This is a genomic window from Dyadobacter subterraneus (assembly GCF_015221875.1).
Classification (GTDB): domain Bacteria; phylum Bacteroidota; class Bacteroidia; order Cytophagales; family Spirosomataceae; genus Dyadobacter; species Dyadobacter subterraneus.
In genome coordinates this window covers 2,513,638-2,533,943 of record NZ_JACYGY010000001.1, presented here as the reverse complement: position 1 = coordinate 2,533,943, position 20,306 = coordinate 2,513,638, and the positions used below count along the sequence as shown (strand labels likewise).

Below are 20,306 nucleotides of genomic sequence, written 5' to 3'. Positions count from 1 at the left end.
TGGAAATATTCATTCTAAATCAGCTTTTCGCTTTGTTATTATATTGATAATCAAGACTATTAATTGAATAAAATTTAAGACTATACCATTTATCAATAGGACTGTACGGAGATAAAGCTTTGACCTGGCACAATTTATTTAAGATTAATAGAAATTACCTGAATAAAAAAGCATCAATTTTAAACTTAAACCAAGAAAGATATGAGCGCCTTCACACAACAAGTAAAAGGAAACTGGACAGAGCTTAAAGGTAAGTTCAAACAGCAATATGCCGATCTTACAGACGACGATTTATTATACGAAGAAGGAAAAGAAGACGAACTTTTAGGAAAACTTCAAAAGAAACTGGGTAAAACCCGTGAAGAAGTTGAGACAGAAGTAAACGACTGGTCCAAATAAATTTTAAAATTAAGGTTCAAATAAATGCCTGGGAGATGTTTTCTTCCGGGCATTTTTTTGTGATGATTTCAAAATTTTGCAAATTCCAAAATCGGCCATACCTATGGCATTTTAAATTCGAAGAATCATATTTAGAAAATCAATTATTAGTGGGCAATACATTAAATTTCAAAACATTAATATCAATCCACTCCAATTGTCTTTGCCACGGCCGGCCTTATGGCCCCTGAATTCATTCCGGGGAAATCAAACCAATTCGCTCAGCAAAAAATGCCATAGGCATGACCGACATTGTAGCCCCGGAATTCATTCCGGGGAAATCAAACCAATTCGCTCAGCAAAAAATGCCGTAGGCATGACCGACATTGTAGCCCCGGATTCATTCCGGGGAAATCAAACCAATTCGCTCAACAAAAAATGCCGTAGGCATGACCGACATTGTAGTCCCGGAATTCCATTCCGGGGGGAAGCAAACCAATTCGCTCAGCAAGAAATGCCGTAGGCATGACCGACATTGTAGCCCCGGAATTCATTCCGGGAAATCAAACCAATTCGCTCAGCAAGAAATGCCGTAGGCATGACCGACATTCTAGTCCCGGAATTCATTCCGGGGAAATCAAACCAATTCGCTCAGCAAGAAATGCCGTAGGCATGACCGACATTCTAGCCCCGGAATTCCATTCCGGGGGAAACAAACCAATTTACGACTTACAAAATGCCGTAGACATGGCCGATTTTCTATTTTCCAAATGCCATCTCTTTCGAAAAAAAATCTCCCATTGTCGCAAAACAAATTTGTAATGAATAACTTTAAGAACCACTCCTAGTCAGGAGGTTTTATCCAAACTTTATCCTAAACCTTATATGAATACCAATGAAATTCCGGTTGCTGTTGTCGGCCTTGGCCTGATGGGTTGCAGTATTGCCACTTGCCTCCTGATTGCCGGTCACCCAGTTGTCGCCTTAGCTCCGATTAGTAACGATCTTTTGTTTGCGAAAAAGCGAATTATTGACCATTTGGACAAAGCCGTAAAAAATGAAATCATTCCGCATACGACCGACTACTATTTAGCCAATTTGCTGATCACGGAAGATTATTCAGAATTATACGCAAGCAAACTTGTCATCGAATGCACGATTGAAGACATCGATATCAAAGAATCCGTCTATAAAAAAGTCGAGGCGGTTATTGCATCGGACGCGCTTTTGGTAAGTAATACTTCTGCTATTCCTATCAGTAAACTTCAAAAACTCACGCTGCATCCGGAACGTTTTCTTGGTCTTCACTGGACAGAACCTGCACATACAACCCGTTTTCTGGAAGTGATTTGTGGTGATGACAGCAACATTTCATATGGAGAATATTTATATGAACTTTCTCACCAATGGGGAAAAGAACCCATCCTGGTACGCAAAGACATTGCAGGTTTCATCACCAACCGACTGATGTACGCCATGTACCGTGAAGCGATAAATCTGGTTGAAAATGGATATGCGACGGTTGAAGATGTTGACAGATCTTGCAGAAACAATGCTGGCTATTTCATGACTTTTGTCGGTATTTTCCGTTGGATGGATTTAACAGGAGTTGCCGCATATCATACAGTGATGAAAAATTTGTTACCGACCTTGCACAACAGTCCGGAAGTACCTGAATTAATTTCTAAAATTGTTGAAGAAGGAGGCCGCGGCATTTCAAATTCAAAAGGTTTTTATGATTATGAACCTGGCGAAGCAGAAATGTGGGAAAAGACTTTTTCTGAATTTAATTATGAGATTCGGGAAATCGCCTTACGTTATCCGGCTGATATCGTTAAGCAGAAATTGAAACAACAGCAGCAACAGCAAAATCAGTAATTTTAATAAGCTATTAAAGAAGTAATGTCCATAGGTAATATCACCCTTTTAGGATTATTGCCATGGACGTTACTACTTCATTTAATAATAAATTCACTGGACGCCGAAATATTTCGGTGATCTTTTAAATAGAAAAATCCATACTTAAATCCTTCTTTTGGGACAGGACAGAAAAGTGTTTTTGTCTTAGGATCAATCTGCACTTTCTTGCTGCTCCAAACACGGGTTTCATTTAATGAAGTGGTATCGTTTGAGTAATAAAAATCAGCAGTCCAGATTGAAACCGGTGAAGAATAGGAAACATTCAGGACTGAATCTTTTTGTACAATCTGTTTCACTTTGGGCAAAGAAGGTGCATGATCGATCACACTTTCAAAAAAATAACGGATCTCATGCGGTTCCCAACCCGCTTCGTGGCCGTGATTCATATTAGGAATCAAACACATTGATCTCTGCGCCTCAGGAATAAGTTTATAAGTTTTATCGTACGGAACAACATTGTAAAATCTGTCTTTATTCCCGTTGACAAACAAAAATTGCGGTTTCGCGTAAGCCAAATAAGAAGACGGATCGAAATATTTCGTCCATTTTTTTCTAACCGCCGGCGACAGTTTTTCGAGAGGCACTTTAAATATATCTGATTCATCATAAAACGCACAGCCATAAACCGGAGCCGCTGCTTTGAAACGATTGTCCAGACTTCCCACCAGACAAGTAAGATAACCGCCCCAGCTTATTCCGGTCAAACATGTTTTGGAAATTTCCACTTCCGGAAAACTTAACAGCAGCGAATGGGCTAGTATTGCATTGGCCACGGCTTGGTAAGTCCACATATTTTTAAAATCACTACCCGTTTCAAGTTTTTGAAATTTATCCAGATCGCCCTGTTCCGGCCCAGGCATTGTGTAGGCTTTTACATCATCCTGTTTTCCTGAAAAATCCATTGCAATTGCCGCATATCCCTCGGCAGCCCATTTTTCAACCCATTCTTTAAAAGCCTTTCCGCCGCCTCCATGCAGCAAAACCACACCCGGAAACTTTGTTTTACTTTGTGGTTTACCAAGAATCAGATCCGGATTTGAGTAATAAGCAAAAACCTGCGTGGGTTTTCCATTATAATCCACTCCTTTATAAAATAGCGAATAGACATTTCCAGTTTTGTTTATCCATTCAATTTCAGGCGCTTTACTCAAAGTTTTCAGATCCCAGAGCAAAGTATCAACTTTGATAACCTTGTCGTCAATAACAGGAACCGATTTTTTTTGAGCATATACAAACTGAATGCTCAACACAACAAAGAAAATAAGCTTTTTCATGATATTACGGAAGATTTATTTCTATGAATTCATCGAAAATTTTGTTGTTTGTATTAGTAATTTCTTCCTTGGAAACCTTGTCAATTTTAATTGCGTCAGCAGGAATATGATAAATCTTGTTACCCGAAATCGATATTTGTCTGACATTGGAAAGATGAATTCCTCTCCCCTGCTTTTCTATTTCTCCTGTATGATGAATTATGTTATTGCTGATAGAAATTTGCCTGGAATTAGCAGTTTCAACTTTATCATTTCCGATTAAAGAAACCGCGCTTGCTCCAACATAACTGACCAAACAATTGGCTATTGTATCGTTTTTATTATAACCGGACAACATGATTGCATTTCCGCCTAAATCAGTAAAACTGCAACCTTTAATCGCGCAAGTCTCAGTACCATTTAAAAGCAAGGCGCCTCCTCTGTAAACATTCCAATCGCTGCCCGAAACGGCCTCTTTACTTTCCATAAATGAGCGTTCATTATGCCTGAATTCCAGGTTTTCCAGAATTACATTTCGAACCGGATGTTGTGCGGAACCTTGCAATTCGATACTATTTTTCAGATTTGAAACTTCAATCATTGCCTTTGATAAATTTGTATTTTTACTAGGAAGGAAATACAAAAAATGGAGTGATCTATCAAAATACCATTCTCCTGGTTTATCCAGTTCCGCAAAAATGTTTTCAACAAAATGAATGGATTTATCGGGATGAACCGGCTTATTGAATTGCCATCCACCGTCAAGTTCCACATTATCAGTATCATCGACACCTGTGATTTTATAATGCAGACTTCCCTTTTTATTTTCATCAAGCGCATGCACATAACCGCCAAACGGATTTCCCCAGCTTAAAACCCGGACATAATAAGTTGCATCCTCAGCGGTACCATTAAAAATTCCTGCCGTTGTATCCGCATTTGGATATCTCGCCATGGTTTGTAAAATGCCGTCGACATATAATCTTTCAAAAGAAATATCGGGAGGTACACTGGTCCTGTATATTCCATTTTTGAATAACTGCCAGTCCGGATTTAACTTTCTTCCTGCGCTTATGACTACTTTTTCTTTTCCAAAAGGCTTTATTTCAAGTTTTTCCGGAAGTTTCCCATTGGCTTTGATCACAATAGTTTCTGGCAAATAATAAGTACCATTTCTCAATTGAATACTTACTGCTTTCCCGGTAAAAGCTTCACTCGCCAGTAACGCTTTCTTCAAAGTTTTAAATGGTTTGTCAATTGTCCCGGTATTTTTATCCTGCCCATTTGGCGAAACATATATTTTTTGAACCTGACAAATCGCAGGCAAAGTCACAAGTAAAAAGTAAAAAATTAGACGAAAACGCAGCATTAACCAGATAATTTCAATTCAGGATTTATTCTATTTTTTTCAGATCAGCAAATCCATCCAATCACTTTATTTTAAAAGAAGTTATCCATTTTTCTTACTGCAAAAGCTGTATTAAATGTTGGTTTTTTTCATCAAATAAGTGGTTCTTCTGGTCAGAGTTGAGTAGCTTTGAAGCGATTCCTGTAAGTGACAATGATCTGTTTTTATGTTAATCAAAAATATAAAATTATAAAGATTTACTTTTTAACAGTCACAGGAATGTTTCTTAGTTTTACTCACCTTATTGCATCTCAAATATGGATAATTTCCTGGCTGCAAGATCCCAAATGGCCCTTTCTTTGGGCTTCCACATTATATTTTCATGTATCGGGATGGTCATGCCGTTTTTTATGGCAGTGGCACATTACTATTATTTAAAAACAGATAAAATTGTTTACAAAAATGTAACGAAAGCGTGGAGCAAGGGCGTTGCTATTTTCTTTGCAACCGGCGCGGTTTCAGGTACGGTATTGTCCTTTGAACTGGGACTTCTCTGGCCTAAATTCATGGAACATGCAGGGCCAATTTTCGGTATGCCTTTCTCTCTGGAAGGAACTGCTTTTTTTATTGAAGCCATCGCCCTTGGATTCTTTTTATATGGCTGGGACCGGTTCAACAAATGGTTTCACTGGTTTACAGGAGTTATTGTCGGTGTGAGTGGACTAGCTTCCGGAATCCTGGTTGTGGCTGCAAATGCCTGGATGAATAGTCCGGCCGGTTTTGATTTTGTTGACGGACAATATATCAATGTTGACCCGATAAAAGCGATGTTCAACAAAGCCTGGTTTTCACAATCGCTGCATATGTCGCTGGCTGCTTTTGCGGCTACTGGGTTTGCTGTCGCCGGTGTTCATGCGCTGATGATTATCAGGAGACAAAATGTCTATTTCCATACCAAATCATTTACTATTGCGGCTGTTTTTGGATGTGTAGCCGCCGTTCTTCAACCGTTAAGCGGAGATATTTCTGCAAAAGATGTAGCAAAAAGACAGCCGGCAAAACTGGCCGCGATGGAAGCACATTTCTTCACAGAAAAATCAGCCGGATTGGTTATAGGTGGAATTCCTGATCCAAAAAACAAAAAAGTAGATTACGGAATCAAGATACCTGGTCTGCTCAGTTTCATGGCGCATGGTGATTTTAGCTCAGAAGTTACAGGTCTTGATAAATTTCCGGAGAAAAATCAGCCGCCGGTTCCTGTTACACATTATGCTTTCCAAATTATGGTCGGTTTGGGAATGGCCATGATGGCGGTTTCATTTTTATATTTTTTCGCGCTTTGGAAAAAGAAAACCTGGCTCCAAAGTGACTGGCTCCTCAAACTTTTCGTAGCAGCCACTCCGCTAGGATTTCTGGCAGTTGAAGCCGGTTGGACGGTTACAGAAGTTGGTCGCCAGCCTTGGATTATTTACAATGTTATGCGCACAGCGGATGCGGTGACGCCTATGCCGGGGATTGGATACTCCTTTTATATGTTTACACTCATGTACTTTTCGCTCGCAGCCATCGTAATTTTCATGTTATACCGCCAAATCAAAATGGTACCCAAGCTCTACGATTTACCAGAAGGAGCACAAAAATAGACAGACACTCCACCATTCTACCATTCCAAAATTCAATCACTCACTCATTAACAACATGTTATACGTAGTCATCATATATCTCTGGACTTCCATTCTGCTTTATCTGCTGCTGGGCGGAGCAGATTTTGGAGCGGGCATTATTGAGCTTTTTACTTCGAAAGCCAATAAAATTCAGACCAGAAAAACGCTCTACGAAGCCATTGGTCCGATTTGGGAAGCTAATCATATGTGGCTGATCATTGCCATTGTAATATTGTTTGTCGGTTTTCCGGTCATTTACAGCACCATGTCAGTTTATCTGCATATTCCTTTAACGATTATGCTTTTAGGAATTATCGCCCGTGGAACGGCTTTTACTTTCAGACATTACGATGCCGTGAAAGACGATATGCAGGATCTTTATAACCCGATTTTTGCCTATTCAAGTTTTGTCACGCCCTTTTTTCTAGGCATTATTGCGGGAAGTGCAGTATCGGGGCATATTGATTTGAAAGCTGATAATTTTTTAGACGCTTACATTTTTAGCTGGCTGCACTGGTTTTCAGTTTCTGTCGGTTTGTTTACAGTAGCCATTTGTGGTTTTTTGGCAGCCGTTTTTCTGATTGGGGAAACTGATAATGAACATGACAGGTTACGTTTTATCCGCAAGGCTAAGGCTTTTAATATTGCCGCTGTCATTTGCGGTTCACTGGTTTTTGTTTCTTCGCTGATAGAAGATATTCCTTTGATCGATTGGGTATTTGGCAATATTGTCGGCATCATCGCTATCACCGCAGCTACGCTTTCCCTGGCAGTGCTCTGGTATCTGATGTACAAAGGCAAAGCAAATATCCTTCGTATTCTGGCTGGATTTCAGGTTACCATGATTCTTTTAACGACCACCTATCGTCATTATCCCAACATTGTAATTTTGAAAAATGGTGGATATCTTTCACTGATCGAACATAGCGGTCATGAAAAAACAATTGAGGCGCTTGCCATGGCATTATTGATTGGAAGTATTTTTATTCTGCCAGCTTTATTTTATCTCATTTACAGCTTTCAAAAGAAGAAAGTCGATTATGCGACGGATTAATATTTCAATTTGACTAAAAAATGTAACGATTATAAAACCAGAAAAGTCAGGCTTGAAAGCCTGACTTTTTTGATGATACTATTGGAAGAAGATTTTTAACAAAAACGAACCATTGTAATTTCAGCCTTTATCTTCCTTAATAATTTTAAGCCCTTTTGTCCATCTCAACAATTCTTTGAGCATAGCCTCAGCTGCTTTATACGATGATTCTCCCGGCGAAAACACACCTTCATCGGTGATATGCTGCGTAAACATCGGGAAATTTACCGCATCGTAAATAGGTACAATTTTAAAAGTAGAAAGATCCCCTTTCAAACTATTGGCTGATCTTGTGCCTCCTGATAAACCGCCATAACTGACAATCCCTGCTGCTTTGTATCCCCATTCATGATAAAGATATTCCAGCGCATTTCGCAACGGTGCGGGATAATTGAAGTCATATTCAGCCGTTACAAAAATAAAAGCATCGGCTTCTTCAATGGTTGCGCTCCATTTTTTGGAATGGGCATGTTCATATTTTTTCATCACCGGATGGTTGGCTTCATCCATCATCGGCAATTTTATTTCCCCAAGATCAAGGAGTTCAACATTGAAATCCGGGTGCTTTTTGGCAACCTCGGTAATCCAGGCCGCCACCAGCGGACCTTTTCTTCCGGGCCGCACTGTTGACGAAATAATTTTCAAATTGTACATAAATAAGGCTTAACGTTACAAATTATTGCTGTCCAAATTCACCATCTGCTGTGATACTAACCTCTTCACTTAACATAGGAGGAGCAAATTTTGTACCGAGCGCAAAATCAGCACGTTTGATCGTACCAGTTGCGCGAAATCCTGCAACAGGCTTTTTGTTCATCGGATTGGTAACCGTTCCACGGTACCAAAGTTCCAGGGTTACCGGTTTGGTAACGCCGTGAAGCGTAAGGTCGCCGGTTAATTGATATTTATCATTTCCTGTCTTTTTAACCGAAGTGCTTTTGAAACTCAGTTCAGGATTAGCCGTCGCATCGAAAAAGTCAGCCGATTTAAGGTGGTCATTTCTTTTGTCAATACCAGTGTTGATGGATGCTGTTTTGCCGGTCAATTCAAAAACCGCGTCACTGAAATCAGGTTTGGATGATTTAATGGTCGCATCAAAATCAGTAAAAGCTCCTGAAACTGTGGATACGCCCATATGCGTAATGTCAAATTTAAGCTGCGAATGTGCCTTATCAGATTTCCATGTAGTTTGTGCAAAACCGGCAAGCGAAAAAACTGACAACAAGAGAACAAGGGAAATTCTTTTCATAATGACATGAAGTTTAATTGTTTTGATTAGGTGATAAATTTAAATAAAAGCCTGTTAACAATTTATTACTATTCCATCTGATATAAATTGAAAATGATTCATTTCGCGATGCAAAGTACAAAAAGAAGATGTTTCATGTAATGTAACATTTTACTTCTCAAACATTTAAATTATAAATCTTAGACGAGTAAAATTAAAGTTACCTACCCTTTTATTTTGTAATAATTTAAAGGAAATGTTTTGACAAAGTAAGATGCAGAGTTTTTAAATTTATTCTAATAAAGTGATGGAAAAGGATACGTTGCTCTGGCAAAGATTTAAAGAGGGAGACCGCACGGCCTTTGAATCAATGATTAGAATATATTATCGGCCATTATTTGAGTATGGCAGAAAAATCATGCATGATCCTGATATGCTAAAAGACTGCATACATGATCTTTTCACTTCACTTTGGGAGAGAAGAGCTTCTATTGGAAATACAGATCATATCAAACCCTATCTTTTAACAAGCCTGCGCAACCGGATTTTTAAAGAAAAACAAAGATCTGATTTGCTTGTTACCATAGAAGACTGGCAGGAAGAGGCAATAATGTCGGAGGATGCTGTGGATATAAAGATTATTTCAACAGATGCTACCTTAGAAAATGAGCACAGGATACATCACATTATGCACACACTTACCCGTCGCCAGCAGGAAATCATCCATCTTAAATTTTACGAAAATCTGTCCAACGACGAAATAGCTGTCGTCATGGCAATATCCCGTCCTGCGGTTTCAAATCTGCTTCACCAATCGTTAAAATTGTTTCGGGAAAAATGGCTCTCCCTGCTTTGCATGATTATTATTCTATTCTTACTGTTCTGATAATCAAACATATAACTTCACCTTCAATTTATTTTTCATTTTTATTAAATTTTTTCAAGATTTTTTGATGATATCCGGGTACAATTGAGATTATACTAATGTAAGCTCGTTGTTTTTTGTGCTCTGATATGAAAGAATATAAAAATTACAATCTTGAAGATTTTCTACTCGACGATTCTTTTAGAAATTGGGTACTCGGTGAGGATGTACGCCTGGATGAACTCTGGATCGATATCAGCCAGCGATATCCCGAGAAACAAGCCATCATTTTACAGGCCAAGGACCTGATTCTGACCTGGCGCAAACAAAATTCTGCACTTACCAACGACGAAATCGAATTTCAGATTTCACGTATTCTAAAAAGTACCGAACAGGAGTCAATACCAGAATATAAAGTTGCAACCGTGAACTGGAAATGGTGGACGGCGGCAGCAACTGTTGTTTTAGCCTTGGGAATCGGCTGGCTGACCTGGCGGGGAATAAAACCTTCTCCACAACCTTTTACATACAACGCCTATGTGACGGAGAATCCCGTTCCGTTGAAGGAAATCGTAAATACAACGGATAAATCCTTGAAAATAACTTTGCCAGATAGCAGCATTATTGAATTGACACCAAAAAGCAAGATCAGTTATGCTCAGCCTTTTGTCATAAATAAAAAAAGAGAAGTTTTTCTTTCCGGAGAAGCCTTTTTCAGAGTAACCAAGGATGTGCAGAACCCATTTTTTGTTTACGCCAACGGACTTCTCACACGCGTGGTCGGTACCTGTTTTTTAGTAAAAGCATCTGGCGAAAATGTTGAAGTACTGGTAAGAAGCGGCCGTGTGTCGGTGGTTGCCATGAAAGATGTCAACAATCAGAAAAAACGAAATACCGAATTACTGCTCACACCGAATCAACAGGCTACTTTCTCTGCCAAAGACAATCTGATATCAAAATCCATTATTGAAATCCCGCTTGCACTGGTTAAGATTGATGCAAAACCAGATTTCAATTTTGAAAACAAGCCCATTTCATCTGTTTTTTCAACACTTGAAAAGGTATATGGAATTCCTTTTGTCTATGATAATACCATTATGAATAAATGTTTCCTCAGAGTAAAATTAAATGACGAGCCTTTCTTTACCAAGCTGGATATCATCTGCCAGACAATCGGCGCCAGTTACCGGATTAGCGACGGACAGGTAATTATCACCAGTGAAGGCTGCCAGTAACACCATCCTTTTTTAACCCTTTAACCACTTAAATCTATGCAAGAAAAATAATCCTTTTAAAGAAAATCCGATAATGGGTTCAGCATTACCGGATTTGTAACTCCCTGATTTCCAAGCAAGGCATGATGCTCCAGAACATGGAGCCAGAGAGAGCTTTGTGATTTGTCGTACCCAAAACCATCGAAATTTATGAAAAAAAATAGTATTCCGCTAAATTATTTAGTGACAGCGATGAAAGTTACCCTGGTACCCTTTTTAGTCTCGCTTTTATTTACCGGCCTTTCCTTTGCCAAGGATGGGTTGGCACAGGAACTTTTGAAGCGTCCCATTTCCATTAAGGCGGATGAGGAAGAATTAAAAACCGTTCTTAGTTCCATCGAAAAAACAACAAAGGTAAGATTTTCATATATCCCTTCTCTTGTCCAAAAGCAGAAGGTCAGTATTTCCGCAAATAACCAGCGACTGGACGCGGTATTGGAAAAACTGCTTATTCCTTTACAAATCAAATATACAGTATCCGGAAACTACATTATACTAAACAAAAAAACCGCCGTAGCACCCGTACGTGCTGATAATCTGGAAACACTGGCTCCACTGCCCTATCTGCATTCCCGCGAGGTTTTCCTAAAAGGAACAATAGCTTCTGCGGACACAAAGGAACCACTTCCCGGAGTCAGTATTGTGTTGAAAGGGACATCGCAGGGAACCACAGCCGATGCCACAGGAAATTTCGAGATTACAGTTCCCGGCCCGGAATCAGTTCTTGTTTTCAGTTTTGTAGGTTATGAATCGCAGGAAATTCTGGTTGGAAACCGTTCCAGTTTGCAGGTTTTGCTGAAATCGGATGTAAAGGCATTGTCCGAAGTTGTCGTGGTAGGTTATGGTACTCAAAAGCGTTCAGATCTGACAGGTTCAGTGTCGTCTGTGAAGGCTGAGGACGTCAAAAATCTTCCTGTACGAAGTGTTACCGAAGCACTGCAAGGTCGTGCGGCTGGTGTGCAGGTTACAAGAAATGATGGCGCGCCTGGTTCAAGTTCGGACATTGTTATACGTGGTGTTGGTTCTATCGGAGGTATGTCGCCTTTGTATATCGTGGATGGAATCCGGATGTCGGCCGGAAGCAATTTTAATATGCAGGATATTGAATCCATTGAAATCCTGAAAGATGCCAGTGCGGCAGCTATTTATGGAGCCCAGGCAGCTGGTGGCGTTGTTTTGGTTACAACGAAGCGTGGAAAAACGCTGGATAAAATGACAATTAATTTTAATGCCTATTACGGTGTCCGAAAGCCGTTGAATCTTTATAATATGCTGAATACAGCAGATTACATCAAAGCGAAATCGGCATTCGGTGTGGCTACCAGCAGTTGGGGTGATCCAAGTACGCTTCCTGACAACGACTGGGTTAAAGATCTGTATAACAATGCAAAAGAACAAAGTTATTCTCTTTCCATGTCTGGGGCAACGGCCAAAACCAACTATTATTTATCGGCAAATTACCAACGTGAAGGCGGTACGATGATCGATAACTATTTCGAACGTTACGGTCTTCGCTCCAATACTGATTTCAAAATCAGCAGGAAACTGAAAGTCGGCGAAACTTTGTATGCCTGGGCTACAAAAACCAATCCGATGGTAAGTAATACGTTTCCTTTCCGTTCTGCACCCGTTGTTGGCATTTACGATCCGACCAATACGTACGGCGGCTGGGCTAAAACCGGAACATTTTTTACCGGTCCAAACCTTGTGGGCCAGGAATATCAGAACCATATGCAAAATGGAACTTACGCTCTGGAAGGAAATTTATATGCCGATCTGGAAATTATTAAAGGTCTAAATCTCCGTTCAACCGTTGGGCTCTCCTATTACAACGATAATAATTACAGATTCAATGAAGCTTACGATTATGGTACGGTCGCAAACCACACAGCTTTTTTAAGCAAAGACAACAACAGTACCAAAAACCTTACCGCCAACTTTGTACTTACCTATACAAAAAATTTTGGTAAACATGAAGTGAAAGCCATGGCGGGTTATGAAGCGTACAAGTCTGATAAAAGTTCATTGCATGCAGAGGCACGTGGATTTCCTTATGTGACGTACAATCTTGGACTTACTAATAACCCAAGCAGCTATGTAGCAAGCGGAGGTGATCTGCCGCAGACGCGTCTGCTTTCTCAATTCGGCCGTCTTAACTACGCATTTGCTGATAAGTACCTGGTGACCGCCACAATTCGCCGCGATGGTTCCGACCGTTTTGGCCCTACCAATAAATTTGGTGTCTTCCCCTCAGCTTCTGTTGGCTGGAAAATGAATGAAGAAGCTTTTATCCGCGACAACCTGACTTATGTTTCTAACCTTAAAGTAAGAGCAAGTTATGGTAAACTGGGAAGTACCAGCAATATTCCGCAATATACCTATCAGGCTTCTTATGGAGGTTCGGGCGGAACAAACGCGCAGGGATTACCAGATGGAACACGGTCGAAAGGTTACTCACTGACAGCCCAGCTTGCTAACCAGAATATCAAATGGGAATCAGTGCTTCAGACAGACATCGGTTTGGACGTAGGCTTTTTGAAAAATGCCCTGAATGTTACTGTTGACTGGTATAGCCGCCAGACTCAAGACATGATTTACCAGGTTCCGGTGCCAAGTTCAGCAGGTTTCAGTACGACATCGGTTTTCACAAACATAGGTAAAATGAGTAATAAAGGGCTTGAAATTGCTGCCGATTATCGTGGTAAAAAAGGTGCTTTTACATATGGAATTACGGTTAACACCTCTTTCAACAGAAACCTTGTCAAGAAACTAGACGGCACAAATAACAATCCGATCAATGACGGTTCTGCCGGGGATTATCTGGAAAGTGTCGTAGCTCGTACGCAGGCCGGACAGCCAATGAGCCAGTTTTATGGTTATAAAGTAGAAGGAATTTTCAAAACAGATGCAGAAGTTCAGGCACTTAATGAAAAGGCACAGCAGGCAGCAGGCGGCGCAAGCGGGGTATATTATCAGGCAGCGGCAACTGGTGCGGGAGATCTTCATTTTAAAGATGTAAACGGCGACGGAAAAATAACCACTGCCGACAAAACTTTCATTGGAAATCCATGGCCCAAAATGACCTATGGTCTTACGCTGAACGCAGGCTGGAAAGGATTTGAAGTCACTGCATTATTTCAGGGCGTACAAGGTGTAGATGTTTTCAATGGTAATAAATATTACACACAGTTTTTTGTGGGTGATTACAACACTACCAAGGATATTTTCAACACGTCATTTTTCAATGGTAACGGCTTAACCAACCAGCCACGAATCGGATACAAAGCGCCCGACGGAACTTATGTGCGTGACCCTAACTCGAACTATACGCGTATTTCTTCCTTTGCCATTGAAAACGGATCTTTCTTAAAACTGAGAAATTTACAGATCGGTTATAACATTCCCAAAAGCGCACTTCAGGCTTTGCACATTTCGGATCTGAAAATATACCTGCAAGGACAAAATCTGCTGACTTTCACAAAGTATTCAGGACTTGATCCTGAGGTACTAGGCCGGAATGGTACTACCGGAAGAGGTATTGATGCGATCTACTCTTATCCACGGACGGCGCTCTACTCTCTGGGTATCAATTTGACTTTTTAAGGGGCCAGTATTATAAGTAACCGAAAACGATATTTCCAAAATGAAAATAATACAAAAGCTTTTCCTCTTTGCCTTTCTGATAGGTTTGGCATCCTGCTCTGACGATTTTGTAAACGTTGATAACGCCGGAGCCATTTCTGTAGCCAGTTATCCAAACTCGGTTTCTGACCTTGAACAGCTGCTTACAGGTGTTTATGGAACCCAGCATGCATCTGGTATGTATGGTCATCATATGCTCGTGAAACATACCTGGATGTGGGATCACACGGCCGATCTTAGCTGGCAGGGATCACCGGACTGGATCGGACTTTCCCAGAATAATTCAGTTTCCAGTTATCCCTTCCTGCAAAATACGTGGACTGATGCGTGGCGTGGCGTTCAACGCTGCAACACACTTTTGGCTGCTATTGAAACGTACAGAGCCAAAGCATCCGCAACCGATATCCCGAATGTAGATTTGATCAAAGGACAAACCCTTTTCCTTCGTGCATTTTTCTATTTCCATCTCACAACCGCCTGGGGCGAAACCTTTATCGTAAATGGTGCAGGGGGAGAAAAAATGGGCGTTCCCATCCTGACTACTACCTCAGCAAGTTTGGCTGAAACACAGGTTTCCCGAAATACGGTCAAAGAATGCTGGGATTTTATTATCAGTGATCTTAAAGCTTCTGAAACACTTCTTGCTGGAAAAACCTGGACGAACACGGCCGACAAACATAAAGTAAGCATCTGGGCAGTAAAAGCATTCCTTTCCAAGGTGTATGTTTTTACGCAGGACTGGGCAGATGCCAAAACCTACCTGAACGATGTAATTACCAACAGTGGAAAATCGCTTGTCCCTTTTGATACTTACAAAACGATGTTCAACGGACAAAATGAATTCAATGCAGAATCCTTGTATGAATTGAATTTCAATGTTGATTTGACTTATACCGGTACGAATGATTTGTCGATGGGTTGCAGTATCGGGATGGTTATAGCGCCAACATACGTTGGACCAACCGGGGCCGCAGCGGCTTCTGCCTGGTCAAATGTATTTCCGCATGCAAAAAATCTTACGCGTTTTGGATTTAATCTTGGACACTATTTTCCTGCTGGTGTAACAACGGCAAACATTGCCAATGTTGATCAGTCTTATATAACCAGATCCATTGCTGCCCGTAATGCCAAAACAGTCGATCCGAGGTTGTGGGTAGCCTGTCAGCAGCCGTATGTGGATTCCATGGTTGTTAATGGTGTTAAAAAACCAATTTCACACTATCTTGATATTACAGAAACGGACATGGAAGCATGGAGTTTCCGGAAATACACAAATATTACCGGAACGGAGGCTGAGGTGAATATGGCCAATGGCAATAATATCCTCTGGCTGCGCATGGCGGACATGTATTTGCTTTATGCTGAAACACTTACGCATACGGGTGACAATGCCACGGCCTTGGAATATATCAATAAAGTCCACCGGCGAGCATATAATTTGCCAGTCAATACTCCATCAGCCGTGGATTATGCCAGTCTCACCGCCGCCACAAAAGCGACCGATGATGTCCTCAAAAACGACCCTTTGAAATACGAGCGATGGGCAGAATTGTTTGGAGAAGCCGGATGGTGGTATGACGTATGCCGGTGGAAAATCGGTCCAAAGGAAGCTGCATATTATCAAAAAATTCGTGGTGGAAATATCCAGTGGAACGATGCCAGCGACTATGCACAGCCAATTCCGATCAACGAACTTAATGCGAATGTAAATATGAAGCAAAATCCTGGTTATTAAATAAATAAAGAAACCAGATCAGCCGTCAGCCTGATCTGGTTTCAAATTTAAAAATCAAAATTGTAACTGTTATTTCCTGTGGTAATAAACTAACCCAAAGCAGCTTAAGTATATTTTTTGATTTAATAAGGGAGCACTTTATTAACCCGGAAATGAATAAATGATAATTGTTTTATGACCCATTTTTTTGTTAATGTTCGTGGAAAAAATTATCAAAACTTATCACTGCTCATAGTTGGTATACTTTGTCTGTCAGCTATTTGCATTTCATTTGTAAGTGAGGATAAAATAATTACCGAAGGTGAAACTGGTAACAACTGGCCCAGTTATGGAGGAAACAAAGCTGGAAACCGTTACTCCCCTCTTGATCAGATTAACACTCAAAATGTTGCTTCGCTTAAAGTTGCCTGGCAATATGACGCGGTCAAAAGACAGCAAGGAAGTCCTGCACCAAAACGGCAGATGGAAATCCAGTGTCAACCTATTGTAATCGACGGTGTTTTATACGGAACTACTCCCAATCTGAATCTTTTTGCATTAAAAGCAGATACCGGTGAGGAACTCTGGAGATTTGATCCCTTCAAAGACAAAACACCAAGATTCCATGTAAGTCGCGGGGTGATGTACTGGGCAAGTGGTAACGACAAACGCATTTTGTATACCGCTGGCCCCCAACTTTTTGCACTTAATGCTGCCACAGGAAAACCGGTTGAAAGTTTTGGAGAAAACGGTATCGTTGATCTGCGGGAAGGCACTTCTGACAATCTTGACAGGGATAAAAGTAAAATGTCGGTTGATGCTACCAGTCCGGGTGTGATCTATAAAGATGTACTTGTAATTGGTTCTAGGGTATCCGAGTATGGTGACGCTGCTCCTGGAAGTATTCGTGGTTTCGATATTAAAACCGGAAAATTGAAATGGGTTTTTCATACCATTCCCCAGCCGGGAGAAAAAGGTTATGAAACATGGCCAAAGGATGCCTGGAAAAAAATGGGCGGTGCCAACAACTGGGCCGGTATGGTGTTGGATGAAAAAAGAGGCGCGGTCTATTTTGGAACGGGCTCACCATCCGTTGATTTTTATGGTGTGGACAGAGAAGGAAAAAATCTTTACGCCAACTGCGTGATTTCTTTGAATGCAGAAACCGGGAAATTAAACTGGTATTATCAAACGGTTCATCATGATTTATGGGACCGGGATATTTCCTGTCAGCCGAATCTGGTTCGGGTCAAAAACAAAGGGAAATTGGTTGATGCAGTGGCTCAGGCTACAAAAGACGGTTTGTTATTTCTGTTTGACCGTGATACCGGACTTCCCTTATTTCCAGTAGAAGAACGTTCTGCGGCCGCGAATTATAAACTTCCCGGCGAACATCCTTGGCCGACGCAACCTTATCCTACAAAACCGGCACCTTTTTCCCGTCAGGTTTTTACCGAAAATGAAATCACAAATATTTCTCCCGAAGCAACTGCTTTTGTCAAAGCAAAATTTGATCAGAGCCGTTCCGGAAATAAATATATGCCACCAAGTAAAGAAGGAACGCTGTATCTGGGCATTGGTGGTGGCGCTGAATGGGGAGGAAATGCGGCCGATCCTGATGGAATTCTTTACCAAAATGGAAACGAAATGGTTTGGGATTTAAAAATGCTCGATTATAAAGTACCAAATGCGGATGAAGGAATTACCGGAAAGTCTCTTTACATGCGCAATTGTGCCGCCTGTCACCGCGCAGACCGCATGGGAAGCGGACAGGAATATCCAAATCTGGTCAGTATTGGAAGTCGTCTTTCGAAAGAAGATATTAATACAATTATCAAAAGCGGTCGAGGCAGAATGCCATCTTTTCAGCATATTCCAGACAAAGAGCGTGAAGCAATTGTCAATTTCCTGCTTGATATTGATAACAAAACTGTTGCCTCCACAGATAATCACAGCGCGACAGCTGCACCGGAAATGGCAACCAAAAAATCTGATTTTCCATACATTCCGCCTTATATCAACAACGGCTGGACGAGATTTTTTGACCAGAATGGTTACCCGGCTATCAAACCGCCATGGGGAACCCTGAATGCCATTGATCTTAATACAGGTGAATATTTGTGGAGAGTTCCTCTCGGAGAATTTCCGGAACTTACGAAAAAAGGTATTCCCATAACCGGTACTGAAAATTATGGCGGGCCAATCGTCACAGCCGGCGGACTGGTTTTTATCGCTGCGACCAAAGATGAAAGAATCCGTGCTTTTGACAAGAAAACAGGAAAATTGGTCTGGGAATATCAGCTTCCTGCCGGTGGTTTTGCAACGCCCATTACTTATCAGGTTAATGGAAAACAATATGTGGTGATCGCAGCCGGAGGTGCTAAAAACGGACATAAACCGGGTGGTTCCTACATTGCTTTTGCATTACCTTAAATTCATTCAAAAAATCATTGAACAAATAATAACTAAAACATAACTTTTGGACCAACCTTTCGCCAAACCAATAAACCCATTACTGATGTTTAAAAACAAAAAAGATAATTCCGATTTTAACCGCCGTGATACCCTGCGAATGATTGCAGCGGGATCAACAGCTGGATTATTAAGTCTGTTTGGAGAAAATTCACAGGCCCACGCAAGAGAGCATTACAGCACTCCGGCTTATCAAAAAGGTCTGGCTCCGATCAAAATAAAAAGCGTAAAAGCGATTGCAACCGCTCCGCAAGGCTCTAACTTAATTGTGGTAAAAGTTGAAACCACCGAACCTGGTTTGTACGGATTGGGCTGCGCCACTTTTACGCAACGTGCTGTTTCTGTGGTAACTGCTATCAATACATATTTGAATGAATTTTGTACCGGCAAGGATGTCGACAATATTGAAGATATGTGGCAATCGACCTATGTAAGTTCATATTGGAGAAATGGCCCTGTGTTGAATAATGCATTAAGCGGACTGGATGAAGCACTCTGGGATATAAAAGGAAAACGCGCCAACATGCCTGTCTATCAATTACTTGGCGGAAAAGTGCGTTTTGCAATTCCATGTTATACGCATGCCAATGGAAATTCGCCGGAAGCAACGGCCGATAATGCTCAGGAAATTATGGATAAAGGTTTTAAATATGTACGGATTCAGCAGGGCGGATATGGAGCCGTTGGCAGCACGGAACAAAAGCCGGATTTCAAAGCCGCTGGTTTTGGTGGAGAAGGTGACAGTTTTATGAATGAGCGCGCTTACCTGAAATCAGTTCCAAAACTTTTTGAAGTAGTACGCAAAAAATGTGGCGATGAAGTGGAACTGCTTCATGACGTGCATGAAAGGGTTCAGCCGATGGATGCGATCAACATGATCAAAGCCGTCGAAGAATACCGTCCATTTTTCATCGAAGATCCGTTTTCTCCGGAAAATATGGGCTGGTTCAAACAACTTCGCCAGAGCACAACCGTACCGATCGCGATGGGAGAATTGTTTAACAATGTCAACGAATTCCGCGATCCGATGGCCAACCAGCTATTTGATTACATCCGCTGTCACGTTTCGCAGATTGGTGGTATTACGCCTGCTATGAAAGTGGCGCGGCTGGGAGAATGGTTTAATGTAAAAACGGCCTGGCACGGTCCAGGTGATGTTTCTCCGGTTGGACATGCCGCTCACGCGCACATTGACCTGGCCATCTGGAATTTCGGAATTCAGGAAGCAGTAAGTTTTAACGATAAAACCCAGGCCATTTTCTCCGGTTGCCCGACAATGAAAAACGGCTATATGTCTGTGAATGAAGCGCCGGGACTAGGCGTTGATATCAATGAAAAAGAAGCGGCCAAATACCCGATAACAACCAAATCAAACTGGCAAGTTCGTAAATTCGACGGCACGATCATCAGGCCTTAGTTTGTTGTTAGGTTACACAGAGGGCCCCAGAGTTAAGG

General features: G+C 41.2%; 14 protein-coding genes. 10 read left to right on the top strand and 4 right to left on the bottom strand.

The genetic code is table 11. The features are described from left to right. Positions 1-201 precede the first annotated feature (201 nt). Positions 202-399, top strand: coding sequence for a CsbD family protein (locus tag IEE83_RS10440; protein WP_194120529.1), 198 nt, complete (start codon positions 202-204; stop codon positions 397-399). 864 nt (positions 400-1,263) lie between these two features. After that, complete coding sequence (locus IEE83_RS10435) at positions 1,264-2,256, top strand: 3-hydroxyacyl-CoA dehydrogenase family protein (protein WP_194120528.1); 993 nt, start codon at positions 1,264-1,266, stop codon at positions 2,254-2,256. A 77-nt stretch (positions 2,257-2,333) separates the two neighbouring features. Here the strand turns inward: IEE83_RS10435 and IEE83_RS10430 are convergent, their stop codons facing one another. Beyond that, complete coding sequence (locus tag IEE83_RS10430) at positions 2,334-3,572, bottom strand: alpha/beta hydrolase family protein (RefSeq protein WP_194120527.1); 1,239 nt, start codon at positions 3,570-3,572, stop codon at positions 2,334-2,336. Positions 3,573-3,576: 4 nt separating this feature from the next. Further along, entirely contained in the window at positions 3,577-4,920 is a 1,344-nt protein-coding gene (locus IEE83_RS10425; protein WP_194120526.1) for a right-handed parallel beta-helix repeat-containing protein, read from the bottom strand. 296 nt (positions 4,921-5,216) lie between these two features. Here IEE83_RS10425 and IEE83_RS10420 point away from each other — a divergent pair, with 296 nt between their 5' ends. After that, the gene (locus tag IEE83_RS10420) at positions 5,217-6,542 is read left to right on the top strand and encodes a cytochrome ubiquinol oxidase subunit I (protein WP_194120525.1); all 1,326 of its coding nucleotides are present in this window, start codon (positions 5,217-5,219) and stop codon (positions 6,540-6,542) included. A gap of 55 nt (positions 6,543-6,597) precedes the next feature. After that, positions 6,598-7,617 carry a cytochrome d ubiquinol oxidase subunit II gene (locus IEE83_RS10415; protein ID WP_194120524.1) on the top strand — a complete coding sequence of 340 codons (1,020 nt, stop codon included), beginning with the start codon at positions 6,598-6,600 and terminating at the stop codon, positions 7,615-7,617. Positions 7,618-7,737: 120 nt separating this feature from the next. On the opposite strand, the gene IEE83_RS10410 is transcribed toward IEE83_RS10415, so the two are convergent. Together IEE83_RS10410 and IEE83_RS10405 are read right to left on the bottom strand one after the other, a co-directional pair. Continuing rightward, entirely contained in the window at positions 7,738-8,310 is a 573-nt protein-coding gene (locus IEE83_RS10410) for an NADPH-dependent FMN reductase (RefSeq protein WP_194120523.1), read from the bottom strand. Positions 8,311-8,332: 22 nt separating this feature from the next. Next, on the bottom strand, positions 8,333-8,905 hold the full coding sequence (locus tag IEE83_RS10405) for a YceI family protein (protein ID WP_194120522.1): 573 nt from the start codon (positions 8,903-8,905) through the stop codon (positions 8,333-8,335). Positions 8,906-9,191: 286 nt separating this feature from the next. Between IEE83_RS10405 and IEE83_RS10400 the strand changes: the two genes are divergently transcribed. From IEE83_RS10400 to IEE83_RS10375, 6 genes are all read left to right on the top strand, one after another. Then, positions 9,192-9,770: an RNA polymerase sigma factor gene (locus tag IEE83_RS10400; protein WP_194120521.1), complete on the top strand. Its 579-nt coding sequence runs from the start codon at positions 9,192-9,194 to the stop codon at positions 9,768-9,770. Positions 9,771-9,898: 128 nt separating this feature from the next. Continuing rightward, a complete protein-coding gene (locus IEE83_RS10395) occupies positions 9,899-10,984 on the top strand; it encodes a FecR family protein (protein ID WP_194120520.1) in 1,086 nt (361 codons plus the stop codon). Positions 10,985-11,173: 189 nt separating this feature from the next. After that, a complete protein-coding gene (locus IEE83_RS10390) occupies positions 11,174-14,626 on the top strand; it encodes a TonB-dependent receptor (protein WP_228101762.1) in 3,453 nt (1,150 codons plus the stop codon). 40 nt (positions 14,627-14,666) lie between these two features. Then, the gene (locus IEE83_RS10385) at positions 14,667-16,400 is read left to right on the top strand and encodes a RagB/SusD family nutrient uptake outer membrane protein (protein WP_194120519.1); all 1,734 of its coding nucleotides are present in this window, start codon (positions 14,667-14,669) and stop codon (positions 16,398-16,400) included. Positions 16,401-16,574: 174 nt separating this feature from the next. After that, complete coding sequence (locus tag IEE83_RS10380) at positions 16,575-18,812, top strand: outer membrane protein assembly factor BamB family protein (RefSeq protein WP_194120518.1); 2,238 nt, start codon at positions 16,575-16,577, stop codon at positions 18,810-18,812. An 85-nt stretch (positions 18,813-18,897) separates the two neighbouring features. Next, complete coding sequence (locus tag IEE83_RS10375; RefSeq protein WP_228101761.1) at positions 18,898-20,268, top strand: enolase C-terminal domain-like protein; 1,371 nt, start codon at positions 18,898-18,900, stop codon at positions 20,266-20,268. Positions 20,269-20,306 lie beyond the last annotated feature (38 nt).

Coding starts and splice junctions, on each gene's coding strand:
- IEE83_RS10440 (WP_194120529.1), top strand. CDS start 202: ATGAGCGCCTTCACACAACAAGTAAAAGGAAACTGGACAGAGCTTAAA.
- IEE83_RS10435 (WP_194120528.1), top strand. CDS start 1,264: ATGAATACCAATGAAATTCCGGTTGCTGTTGTCGGCCTTGGCCTGATG.
- IEE83_RS10430 (WP_194120527.1), bottom strand. CDS start 3,572: ATGAAAAAGCTTATTTTCTTTGTTGTGTTGAGCATTCAGTTTGTATAT.
- IEE83_RS10425 (WP_194120526.1), bottom strand. CDS start 4,920: ATGCTGCGTTTTCGTCTAATTTTTTACTTTTTACTTGTGACTTTGCCT.
- IEE83_RS10420 (WP_194120525.1), top strand. CDS start 5,217: ATGGATAATTTCCTGGCTGCAAGATCCCAAATGGCCCTTTCTTTGGGC.
- IEE83_RS10415 (WP_194120524.1), top strand. CDS start 6,598: ATGTTATACGTAGTCATCATATATCTCTGGACTTCCATTCTGCTTTAT.
- IEE83_RS10410 (WP_194120523.1), bottom strand. CDS start 8,310: ATGTACAATTTGAAAATTATTTCGTCAACAGTGCGGCCCGGAAGAAAA.
- IEE83_RS10405 (WP_194120522.1), bottom strand. CDS start 8,905: ATGAAAAGAATTTCCCTTGTTCTCTTGTTGTCAGTTTTTTCGCTTGCC.
- IEE83_RS10400 (WP_194120521.1), top strand. CDS start 9,192: ATGGAAAAGGATACGTTGCTCTGGCAAAGATTTAAAGAGGGAGACCGC.
- IEE83_RS10395 (WP_194120520.1), top strand. CDS start 9,899: ATGAAAGAATATAAAAATTACAATCTTGAAGATTTTCTACTCGACGAT.
- IEE83_RS10390 (WP_228101762.1), top strand. CDS start 11,174: ATGAAAAAAAATAGTATTCCGCTAAATTATTTAGTGACAGCGATGAAA.
- IEE83_RS10385 (WP_194120519.1), top strand. CDS start 14,667: ATGAAAATAATACAAAAGCTTTTCCTCTTTGCCTTTCTGATAGGTTTG.
- IEE83_RS10380 (WP_194120518.1), top strand. CDS start 16,575: ATGACCCATTTTTTTGTTAATGTTCGTGGAAAAAATTATCAAAACTTA.
- IEE83_RS10375 (WP_228101761.1), top strand. CDS start 18,898: ATGTTTAAAAACAAAAAAGATAATTCCGATTTTAACCGCCGTGATACC.